Source organism: Agathobaculum sp., from assembly GCF_022775115.1.
Lineage (GTDB): Bacteria > Bacillota > Clostridia > Oscillospirales > Butyricicoccaceae > Agathobaculum.
In genome coordinates this window covers 1-11070 of the sequence record NZ_JALFLA010000015.1, presented here as the reverse complement: position 1 = coordinate 11070, position 11070 = coordinate 1, and the positions used below count along the sequence as shown (strand labels likewise).

The 11070-nt window shown below is 59.5% G+C and carries 10 protein-coding genes and 1 pseudogene; 10 read left to right on the top strand and 1 reads right to left on the bottom strand.

The window, feature by feature from the left end:
• The first annotated feature begins 81 nt into the window (after positions 1-81).
• The 10 genes and pseudogenes from rfbB to MR935_RS01920 all read left to right on the top strand — a co-directional run bounded on the left by rfbB (position 82) and on the right by MR935_RS01920 (position 9910).
• Entirely contained in the window at positions 82-1140 is a 1059-nt protein-coding gene (rfbB, locus tag MR935_RS01965) for a dTDP-glucose 4,6-dehydratase (protein ID WP_290570569.1), read from the top strand.
• 161 nt (positions 1141-1301) lie between these two features.
• A complete protein-coding gene (locus MR935_RS01960) occupies positions 1302-2336 on the top strand; it encodes a M42 family metallopeptidase (protein ID WP_290570567.1) in 1035 nt (344 codons plus the stop codon).
• Positions 2333-3355: a M42 family metallopeptidase gene (locus tag MR935_RS01955; protein WP_290570565.1), complete on the top strand. Its 1023-nt coding sequence runs from the start codon at positions 2333-2335 to the stop codon at positions 3353-3355. Before MR935_RS01960 ends, MR935_RS01955 begins: the two co-directional genes overlap by 4 nt.
• Positions 3352-4359, top strand: a complete 1008-nt coding sequence (locus MR935_RS01950) for a M42 family metallopeptidase (RefSeq protein ID WP_290570563.1) — start codon at positions 3352-3354, stop codon at positions 4357-4359. The genes MR935_RS01955 and MR935_RS01950 overlap by 4 nt, the downstream gene beginning before the upstream one ends.
• Positions 4360-4611: 252 nt before the next feature.
• Positions 4612-5454, top strand: a complete 843-nt coding sequence (locus tag MR935_RS01945; RefSeq protein WP_290570561.1) for a sigma-E processing peptidase SpoIIGA — start codon at positions 4612-4614, stop codon at positions 5452-5454.
• A 12-nt stretch (positions 5455-5466) separates the two neighbouring features.
• Complete coding sequence (gene sigE / locus MR935_RS01940) at positions 5467-6165, top strand: RNA polymerase sporulation sigma factor SigE (protein ID WP_290570559.1); 699 nt, start codon at positions 5467-5469, stop codon at positions 6163-6165.
• 221 nt (positions 6166-6386) lie between these two features.
• Positions 6387-7271 carry a DMT family transporter gene (locus tag MR935_RS01935; protein WP_290570558.1) on the top strand — a complete coding sequence of 295 codons (885 nt, stop codon included), beginning with the start codon at positions 6387-6389 and terminating at the stop codon, positions 7269-7271.
• A gap of 153 nt (positions 7272-7424) precedes the next feature.
• Positions 7425-7718 (top strand): annotated as a pseudogene (locus MR935_RS01930) (sigma-70 family RNA polymerase sigma factor); the annotation flags it as partial.
• A gap of 76 nt (positions 7719-7794) precedes the next feature.
• Positions 7795-9081 carry an amidohydrolase gene (locus tag MR935_RS01925; RefSeq protein ID WP_290570556.1) on the top strand — a complete coding sequence of 429 codons (1287 nt, stop codon included), beginning with the start codon at positions 7795-7797 and terminating at the stop codon, positions 9079-9081.
• A 13-nt stretch (positions 9082-9094) separates the two neighbouring features.
• Positions 9095-9910, top strand: coding sequence for a purine-nucleoside phosphorylase (locus MR935_RS01920; protein ID WP_290570554.1), 816 nt, complete (start codon positions 9095-9097; stop codon positions 9908-9910).
• Positions 9911-9969: 59 nt separating this feature from the next.
• Here MR935_RS01920 and MR935_RS01915 read toward each other — a convergent pair.
• On the bottom strand, positions 9970-11070 hold a 1101-nt coding region (locus MR935_RS01915), incomplete at its 5' end, for an S-layer homology domain-containing protein (protein ID WP_290570553.1).

Below are 11070 nucleotides of genomic sequence, written 5' to 3'. Positions count from 1 at the left end.
GGAGCAGCTGCTTGCACTGGCTGAGCCGATGAGAAAGACCGAATACGGACAATATCTGCTGATGATCGCGGAGGACAAGCTGTGAAAAATATTCTTGTGACCGGTGGTGCCGGTTTTATTGGATCGAATTTTATCCAGTATATACTGGATAAGGAGGATGATATCCTCCTTATCAATCTCGATTTGCTGACTTATGCGGGCAATTTGGAAAATCTGCGGGATTGTGAAAATGACAAGCGCTATCACTTTGTCAAGGGTGACATCCGCGACCGTGCGCTGGTCGGGAAGCTGTTTGCGCAATACGACTTTGACACTGTCGTTCACTTTGCGGCGGAAAGCCATGTCGACCGCAGCATCACCGAGCCGGAGGTGTTCCTGACGACCAACGTGCTGGGCACGCAGGTGCTTTTGGATGCGGCAAAGGCGCATTGGAAGCTCGATCTGGACAACAAATACGCGCGTGACTACCGCGCGGGCGTGCGGTACTTGCAGGTATCGACCGACGAGGTGTATGGAGCGCTGGGCAAGACCGGTATGTTCACCGAAACAACGCCCTTGGCGCCGAACAGCCCATACTCAGCATCTAAAGCTTCGGCCGATCTGATGGTGCGGGCGTACCACCAAACCTTTGGCCTGCCGGTCAGCATCACGCGCTGCTCAAACAACTACGGCCCGTATCAGTTCCCCGAAAAGCTGATTCCGCTGATGATCCACAACGCGGAAAAGGATAAGCCGCTGCCTGTCTACGGCGACGGTATGCAGATACGCGATTGGCTGCATGTAAAAGACCATTGTGCGGCCATTTGGATGGTGCTGCAAGCTGGGAAAGCAGGTGAGGTGTACAACATCGGCGGTAACAATGAGAAGACCAATCTCGAGATCGTCCGCCTGATTCTGGCCGAACTCGGCAAGCCGGAGAGCCTGATTAGCTATGTGCAGGATCGCCCAGGACACGACCGGCGCTATGCCATCGACAATACCAAGATCACCACCGAGCTGGGCTGGAAGCCGGCTTATACCTTTGAGCAGGGCATCCACGAGACCATCGCTTGGTATCAGCAGCACCGCAGCTGGTTGGAGCATATCGACTCCGGCGCATATGAAGCGTATTATGAGAGGATGTACGGCGTTGCCACCTGAAAGTGGTGCAGGCTTACCATATATACAGACGCTCCCCATCGGGCTACCACGCCCGATGGGGATTCTCTTTTTGCCTGCCCATGGAAAAAACAGCATTGTAAGCTTGCCGCCAAAGGGGTATAATAGGTTGGTAAAAAAGTATATGCAAGGAGGAAATGCGTTTGGATCTGAAGAAAACGCTGGAGGCACTCTGCGCACTGCCTGCGGTCAGCGGCTTTGAAATGCAGGCCGCCGCCGCGGTCGAAAAGCTGCTCCGACCATACTGCGACCGCACGGAGATCGACCGGCAGGGCAATGTGTTTGGCTACCGGTCATGCGGTAGAAAGCACGCGGAAACCATTTTGCTGGACGCGCATCTCGACCAGATCGGCTTTATCGTGACTGAGGTGCTTGACGACGGCTTTCTGCGCTTTGCGCCGGTGGGCGGCGTTGACCCGCGGATGCTGCTGGCGGGGGAGGTGCTTGTGCTGGCGGACGAGCCGCTCTACGGCGTGATCTCCTGCCTGCCGCCCCACTTGCTGGGGGCGGAGGAGCGGGATAAAGCCGTGCCGATCGACCAGATGACCATTGACACCGGCTTGACCGATGCGCGCAGCCGCGTCGCGGTCGGTACACCGGTCATCTTTGCGCAAAAGCAGCTTGATTTGATGGGCGATATGGTCGCCGGCAAATGTTTAGACGACCGCGCGGGGATCGCCGCCATTTTGCTGGCGATTGACAAGCTCAAGCAGGAGAAAAAGCGCAAATGCAACATCGCGGTGTTGTTCAGCGCGCAGGAGGAAGTGACTGGGCTGGGCGCGCAGACGGGCGTGTTTGCCGTGCAGCCGTCGTATGCAATCGCGGTCGATGTGACGCACGGCAAAACGCCGGATGGCCCCTCGGACGGTGTGTTCGAGCTGGGCAGCGGCGCGGCGGTCGGCATGGGGCCCAACCTGCACCGGGGACTTACCAATCTGCTCATCCAAACGGCCAAGGCCAACGATATCCCGTATACGCTCGAGGTGATGGAGGGCAACACCGGCACAAACGCATGGACGATGCAGATCGTGGCGCACGGCGTGGCGACTGCGCTGCTCTCCATCCCGGAGAAGTACATGCACACGCCAATCGAGACCGCTCAGCTGTCCGATATAAAAGCGGTTGCCGAGCTGATCTATCAGTTTGTGCGCAGGTTTGACGGGGAGGTGACGGCATGATCGAGCTGCTCAAGCAGCTGTGTATGTTGCCCGGCGTTTCGGGCGGCGAGGACGCGGTGCGCGCCTTCATCTGTAAGGTGGTAAAGCCCTATGCGGACGAACTGCGCGTGGACACGATGGGCAATGTCATGGCGTTTCGCAAGGGAAGAAAAACGCCGGAAAAGCCGGTTGTCGTCTGCGCGCATATGGATGAGGTTGGTGTGATCGTCAAAAAGATCACAGAGGACGGTATGCTCAAATTCGGTTTTGTGGGTGGGATAGATCCGCGCGTTGTGCTCGGCCGTCCCGTGCGCTTTGGTGATACCCGGGGCGTGGTCGGCATCAAGGCCGTGCATCTGACGACAGCCGCCGAGCGCAAGACCATGCCCAAGGCTAAGGAGCTGTATATCGACATCGGCGCGACGAGCAAGGCGGCGGCCGCGTCCAAGGTGGCGCCGGGCGATTACGGTGTGTTCGATTCGGAGGCCGTTGAGTTTGGCGACGGTATGCTCAAAGCCAAAGCGATAGACGACCGTATCGGCTGCGCCGCACTCATCAAGCTCATGGAACAGCAGCCGCCGGTCGATTTGTGGTACTGCTTTACCGTGCAGGAGGAGACTGGCCTGCGCGGTGCGGCCACGATGGCGTATGCGCTCGATCCGGGTATCGCGCTCGTGCTGGAGGGTACGACGGCGGCTGATCTGGCCGAGGTGACCGATGGCAAGGCGGTCTGCCGGGTGCGCGGCGGGGTTGTCATCCCGTTTATGGACGGCGCGACCATTTATGACGCGGGGCTGTTCGAGCTGCTGCGCAGCGCGTGCGACAAGCGCGGCATCCGCTGGCAGACTAAGAGCCGCGTTTCCGGCGGCACGGATGCGGGACGCATCCACAAAAGCCGTGAAGGTGTGCGCGTATGTGCGCTGGCGGCGCCGGTGCGGTATATCCATTCGCCGTCCGGTGTTGCGGCAAAGGCCGACTGTGAGGCGGTTTTGCAAGCCGCGCGCGCATTTTTGGAGGAACTCGGAGGAGAGGACGAATGAGCAAGGTATTTGATTTATATAAGGAGATCGGCGGCGCGTTCGGCCCCTCGGGACGGGAGGATGCGGTGCGTGAGGCTATTGCGGCGGTCGCGGGCGCGTATATTGACGAGATAACGACCGACGCGCTCGGTAACCTGATCTGTCGGAAGAAAGGCACGGGTAAAAAGCTGTTGTTCGCTGCGCATATGGATTCGATCGGCTTGGTGGCGACCTTTATCGACGAAAAGGGTTTTGTGCGTTTTTCGCAGGTTGGTGGGCTGTTTCATGGCGATCTGATCCATACGCGGGTGCGTTTTGCAAACGGCACACGCGGCGTGATCTCATATGAGGAGAAAACGCCATTTAAGAGTCTTGGTATGGACAATCTGTTCCTTGATATCGGCGCAAAAAGCCGCGCGGAGGCTGAGCAGCTGATCGAGGTGGGCGACTTTGCGGTGTTTGATGCCCCGTGCTTTGAGCAGAATGGCGTCATCTGTGGTCCATATCTGGATAACCGTATCGGCTGCGTGACACTGCTGTTGCTGCTCGAGCAGCTTGGACAGGAGACGCCGGAAAACGACCTTTATTTTGTCTTCACCGCGCAGGAGGAGGTTGGCCTGCGCGGGGCAGGCGCGGCGGCTTTCGCGGTCGAGCCGGATGCGGCGGTGGCAGTCGATGTGACCGATACGGGCGACCTGCCCGAGCGCAAGACACCGATGGCGGTAAAACTCGGCGGCGGCCCTGCCGTCAAGGTAATGGACCGCTCGGTCATCTGCACACCGGCGCTGCGCGTGGCGCTTGAGCTGGCGGCGGCGGACTGCGGCATCCATACCCAGCGCGAGATTTTGCAGTTTGGCGGAACGGATACGGCCGCGTTGCAAAAAGCGCGAGCGGGCGTGCCCGCGGGCGCGGTTTCGATCCCGACCCGGTATATCCATTCGCCAAGTGAGCTGTGTGCGGTATCAGATGTGGAGCAGACGGCGCAGTTGCTGGCGCGCTTTGCGTCAAAAGCGCTGAATATCTGAGCATATTTTTGGTAGAAATACCGGTGACATGGATGCGTGGATGTGCTATACTATTACCACAGCAAAGGGGCTGACATTTCAAATGTCAACCCCTTTTGTCGTTTTCGCTCCTATCATCTTTTACATACCACCCTTTTTGCCGAAGCCGTTCCGCACGAAAGCGCGGGACGGCTTCGCGCATGGTGCGTGTACGCAGTTCGCCAAAAATTGTGCGGCGGTTGTGCTATCATGGATTGCAGGCGGAGGTGAGAGATGGTCGTTTATTTGGATATGCTGTTCGCAGCGAACGCTTTTATGGATTTTGCCACGCTGACGGCAGCCGCGCGCTTTGGCGGTGTGCGCGCCGGACGGTTGCGGCTGCTGGCGGCGGCGGTGGCAGGCGGTGCATATGCGGTAGGTGCGGCCATGTGGTCGTGGCTGGCGGTGCTGCCGCTGCGGCTGCTGGCAGGATTGGGCATTTGCTGGCTCGCCTTTGTCGGACAGAACGCTTTTTTTCGGCTGTATGGATTGTATTTGCTGGTGTCAGCGGCGTTCGCAGGCTTGGCAGCAGCACTTGGTATGGCAACCGGGCGGCATCTACTGATCGGTGCAGGGTTTTACTTTGTTGTGCCGGGACGTGCGCTGCTGCTGGCCGCAGCGGCGGGTTATGCGCTTAGCGGACTGCTGCTGCGGGGTGATGCGCTGCACGGGCCGCTGCGGCGTGAGACCGAAACGCTTACCGTGCGGCTGGACGGGCGGGAAAGCGCAGTGCGGGTGCTGCATGACACCGGCAATGTACTGAGTGAGCCGGTATCCGGCCGCCCGGTGGTCGTGCTCAGCCGTGCGGCGGTGATGCGGCTGCTCGGTGAGCAGGGAGGTGCGCTGCGGGAGCTGCGCGCGGACAACGCGGCGGTATGCCTGACGCGGCTTGCGCCCTCGCTGGCGCGGCGCTGCGGCCTGCTGCCGTTTCGCGCGGTTGGGACGGAGCAGGGGATGCTGCTGTATTTCCGCCCGGACAGCGTCAGCCGCGCGGACAAAAGCAAGCTCGACTGTGTGATCGCGGTCGACCCGGAGGCAACGGGACAGGGCGCGTATGATGGTTTGATCGGCGTGTGAAAGGGAGGACATATGCTGCTGCAATGGTTATGGCGCGAATTGCGCCGGTTGATCGGTGTGTCGTCGATTCATTACATCGGTGGGAGCGAGGTGCTGCCGCCCCCGCTCAGCGCAGAGGAGGAAGCGGCGGCGATCGCGGCCTGCCAGCAGGGGGACGAGCGTGCGCGTAATCGGCTGATCGAGCACAATCTGCGCCTTGTTGTGTTTCTGGCGCGGAAGTTCGAGTCAAGCGGCGTGGGCACGGAGGATCTGATTTCAATCGGCACGATTGGACTGATCAAGGCCGTCAGCACATACCGGAGTGATAAGAATGTCAAGCTAGCCACCTATGCGTCGCGCTGCATTGAGAACGAGATTTTGATGTACCTGCGCAAGATCGCGGGGCGGCGCACCGAGATATCCTTCGATGAGCCGCTCTCGTCGGATTGGGACGGCAACGAGCTGCTGCTCAGCGATATCCTTGGCACGGACGCGGACAGCGTCATGCGCCCACTGGAGGACGATGTAGACCGGATGCTGCTGCTGCGCGCGCTCGATCAGCTTCCTCCGCGCGAGAAGCGAATTATTTCGCTGCGCTTTGGCATCGGCGCGCCCGAGGCGATGACACAAAAGGAAGTTGCAGACTTGCTTGGCATCTCGCAGAGCTACATATCGCGGCTGGAAAAACGTATCATTGCGCGTATGCGCAAGGATATCCTGAAATGGGTGTGACTGCCGCCGCGTGAACAAAAGCCGCAAAGCGCATGTTTTTTGGGGACATGGCTGACCCACTGCTGTGCAGAGGAGGACTTTTTCCACTTCTGCCGGTGTGGGTGCGCCATGTCCTTTTCGCGCGCCGGTGTGCAGGGGAGGAGAGATTCGTCGCCTTTTTCACTTGCGCAGAATGGAAAAATGCGTTAAAATAAAGGTGATTTCGGAGGGAAGCCGCCGCCATGAAGAAGGCACGTTTGATGATCGTCACCGCGGCCGTGTGCTGGGGGATGATACCGCTCTTTTATCATATGATGTCCACCGCAGGACTGAACAGGATGCAGACCATTGCCATGCGCTTTTTCTTCGCGGCGATCGGTTATGTGCTGTACTTGCTCATGCGCGACCGCACGCTGCTGCGCATCCATCGTCCGGTGCACCTGCTGTATTTTATGGGCACGGGCGTGTGCAGTCTTGCATTTTTCAACTTCTGTTATGTCACCTGTATTCATCAGGCTGGGGTAACGGTCGGTGTGCTGCTATTGTATACTGCGCCAGCCTTTGTGCTGGCAATGAGCGCGTTGCTGTTCCGTGAAACGCTGACCGCGCGTGGCATTGCCGCGCTGGGGATGACCGTGCTTGGCTGCGCGTTTGTTGCCGGGGTGTTTTCGGGCGGTGGCCTGCGCATTTCGCCTGCCGCGCTGCTCTGGGGATTGGGCGCGGGCTTTGGCTATGCGCTGTACAGCATTTTTGGAAAATTTGCGCTGCGCCACTACCGCGCGGAAACAATCACTGCCTACACCGCTGTTTTTGCGGCGGCTGCGACGCTGCCGCTGGCAGAGCCAGCCGGACTGCTGCGGCTGGCTGCGCGGCCTGCGGTGTGGGGCGGTGCGCTCGGCTGTGCGCTGATCTGCACGGTGTTAGCCTATTTGCTGTATACGGCAGGGCTGGTCAAGGTGCCCGCGGGGCAGGCCGCGATCCTGTCCACAGTTGAGCCGGTGGTCGCCACGCTGCTTGGCGTGCTGCTTTTGCAGGAACAAATGACGGGCGGCAAGATATGCGGTATCGGGCTGGTGCTGAGCGCAATCGCGCTGTGCAATGCGCCGAAAAAACGCGCTGCGCAATAGTGCACAGCGAGTAGCTGGATGAAGCACAATCGGGAAAAGAAAACGGTCGTTTTCTGTCGGCTGGCAAAAAATATCGTCGGTATATTCGGCGGATGCTGCGGGGAAAATCCTTGATAGAACGCATGATTGTTGTTACGGACGGGAGGATTTTCCATGCAAACCAAGGTCGAGATCTGCGGGGTCAATACATCGGGGCTGCCGGTGCTTTCCGCAAAGCAGACAGACAAGCTGCTGCAGCGTGTTAAGCAGGGAGACAGCGCCGCCAGAGATGAGCTGATACAGGGAAATCTGCGGCTGGTGCTGTCGGTCGTCCAGCGTTTTCACGGACGGGGAGAATCGCCCGACGACCTGTTTCAGGTCGGCTGCATCGGCCTGATGAAATCCATAGACCATTTCAACACGGAGCTCGGCGTGCGTTTTTCCACCTATGCCGTGCCGATGAGCGTGGATAGGGGAGAAGACTCCTCCGAATATTTTAGATAGCCAGACTGCGGATACATACCCCCTGAAAAGGAGAAAAACTATGTTATTTTGCAATATCGACCTGCTTGATGAACACTTTACTCTGCGGCGCGGGCAATACGTCGGCGTGCGCGACGGCGTGATCGACTATATCGGCGCGTCCATGCCTGCGGGCGACTACGGTGCGCGCTATGACGGCCGTCACCGCCTTTTGCTGCCCGGCTTCTACAATGTGCACAGCCATGCGCCGATGACGCTGCTGCGCGGCTATGCGGAAAATTTACCGCTACAGCGCTGGCTGAGCGAAAAGGTCTTTCCGTTTGAGGACAAGCTGACGGACGAGGCGGTGTATTACGGCACGCAGCTTGCCATTGCCGAAATGCTGGCTTGCGGCACGGTGTCGTTCACCGATATGTATTTCTTCCTCGACGGTATGAGCCGCGCCATTTTGGAGAGCGGCATCAAATGCAACCTCAGCCGGGGCTTGACGGTGTTTGATGACAAGGAATACTGCCAGCTTGCCGCGTATCAGGATAATCTGCGGTTGCTGCGCGAGTGGCACGGGCAGAACGATGGCCGTCTCAGGGGAGACCTGTGTATCCACGGCGAGTACACCTCAACGCCAAAGGTGGTCGAAGCGGTTGCCGCGCAGGCGAGGGAGTACGATGCGCGAATGCACATTCACCTGTCCGAGACGCGTGAGGAGCATGAGGGATGCAAGCAGCGGCACAGTATGACGCCTGCCGCCTACATGCGCGCACACGGTGTGTTCGATGTGCCGACGACAGCGGCGCATTGTGTCTGGCTGGAGGGCGAGGACTTCGATATCCTCAAGGAGCATGGCGTAACGGTGGCCTGCTGCCCGGCGAGCAACCTCAAGCTGGCATCCGGCCATGCAAACATACCGGAAATGCTGCGGCGCGGTATTCGCGTTGCGCTGGGTACGGACGGTGCGGCGTCCAACAACAATCTCAACTTGTTGCAGGATATCTATCTCTTTGCGGTCGTGTATAAGGGCGTGTATCAGGACGCGACGCTGGTCACCCCCGCGCAGGCGCTCCATGCGGCTACACGCGCGGGCGCGTTGTCGCAGGGGCGGACGGACTGCGGATTGGTCAAGGTGGGCTGCAAGGCCGACCTGTGCGTGCTGGACACCGATACACCACAGTTTACACCGATGACGGATGCGGCCGGCAATGTGGTCTATGCGGCGCAAGGCTGTGATATCAAGCTGACCATGGTGGATGGGGAGGTGCTCTATCGGGACGGTGAATTTTTGCGTATAGACATCGAAAAAATCAAGGCGGGGGCGCAGCGGCATACGAGCGGAATCCTCGCGCAACTTTGAAGGAGGGACAAACATGACTGGCAGTCAGATCAAGGAGTCGGCAGCCTATTTGCAGCAAAAGCTGTCTTTTGCGCCGGAGATCGGGCTTGTGCTCGGCTCGGGGCTGGGGCCGCTGGCCAATGAGGTGGAAAACGCCGTGCGCATCCCGTACGGGGATATTCCGTACTTTCGAACCTCGACCGCGCCTGACCACGCGGGGCAGTTCGTATGCGGCATACTGTCCGGTAAAAGGGTGCTTTGTATGCAGGGTCGCCTGCACGGCTACGAAGGCTATGCGCCTGACGAGATCGCCTATCCTGTTTATGTGATGAAGCAACTGGGGGTACGCGCACTCGTACTGACCAATGCCTCCGGGGGCATCAATACCGGCTTTGCCGTCGGTGATTTTATGCTTATCACCGATCATATCAATATGACCGGCAAAAGTCCGCTCACCGGCCCAAATGATGACGCACTCGGCACACGTTTTCCGGATATGACCTTTGCCTATGCCCCCGCGCTGTGCACGGCGGCGCGCGAGGCCGCGTCCGTCTGCGGCGTGCAGCTGCACGAGGGGGTTTACTGCGGCGTCAACGGCCCGCAGTTTGAAACACCAGCGGAGATACGTGCCTTCCGCGCGCTCGGGGCGGACGCGGTCGGCATGTCCACCGTGTTTGAGGTGATCGCCGCCGCGCACTGCGGACTGCAAACTGCCGCTGTCGCCATGATAACCAACATGGCGGCAGGCGTGCTGATGCAGCCGCTGTCTGGGGCGGAGGTTAATGAGATCGCGGCGCGCCGCGGCGCGGATTTCCGCCGCTTGATTACGGCACTGGTCGAGCGCATATAATTATCCAACAGAAAAACAAAGCGGGGTGGCCATGATGGCCACCCCGCTCTTTGTGCGCGTCAGGTATTTTCGAGGAAGTTTTGCAGCATCTGTGCTACATGCGCGCGGGTGGCTTCTCCCTTGGGATTGAGCCGTCCGTCGCTGTAACCGTTGATGATGTGGTTTTCGCTTGCCCAAGCCAGCGCGGCCTGTGCGTATGGGTCGATTTGATCGGCGTCGGAGAACTGCGCAATGCTGTACTCACTGACCGGGCTGCCGGCATAACGCCAAAGCATGACGGTCAGCTGCTCACGGGTGATGGAATCATCAGGCCCAAAGAGACCGTCGCCATAGCCGCTGACGATGCCATTGTCGGTCGCCCAGCGGACTGCATCGGCGTACCAGTCATCGCCAACGTCGGCGAAATCACTGGTCAGGGTAGTGTTCTTCGGGTTGTTCTCCAGATTATGGAGCACCACGGTCAGCATGCCGCGCGTCATGGAGCTGTCAGGCTCGAAGGTAGTGGCGCTGGTGCCGTTGAAAATGCTTCGCGCGGAAACAAAATCAACCACGCCGCTGTACCAGTCGTTTGGCTGCACATCGTCAAAGCTCTTGCTGTTGTCGATGATTTTCACAGTGGCCGCACCTTCAACTGTCAGCGCAACGCCGCCTTCGGTCGGGACAGAGGTCTTGACGATCTCCTCCGTGCCATCGGCCTTGACGATTACAGCCACAACGCCGGGCTTGGAAGCGGCTACGGGGATCTCTACCTTGACAGCGCCTGCGTCGCCGGCAATGGCGATCTTAACAGCCGGCGCTGTCTCGGTGGTGCGCGCGGTGGGAACAGAGACAGGCAAGGTCACGGTCTGGCCGTTCTGCGCGGCCTGTGTGGCCACAGCGGCGGGAACAGAGGCCTCAGCCGAGGTAACCGCGCCGTTCTTGTCTGTTGCGGTAACACCGGTGACGCCGTTTGCGGCTGTCTCGGTGGTGGTAACGGAGCCGTCAGTCTTGGTCTCAACCACGGTCTGCGAGCCGTCGGTGCGCTTGGTGGTTTCGGTCACGGTACCGGTGGTCTTGTCGGTAACGGTAGTGGTCATCGAGCCGTCAGCGTTCTGTGTTGTGCCATCGGTCGTGCCGCCGGCAGCTGCTCCGCCACCGCCACCGCCACCGCCGCCACCGCC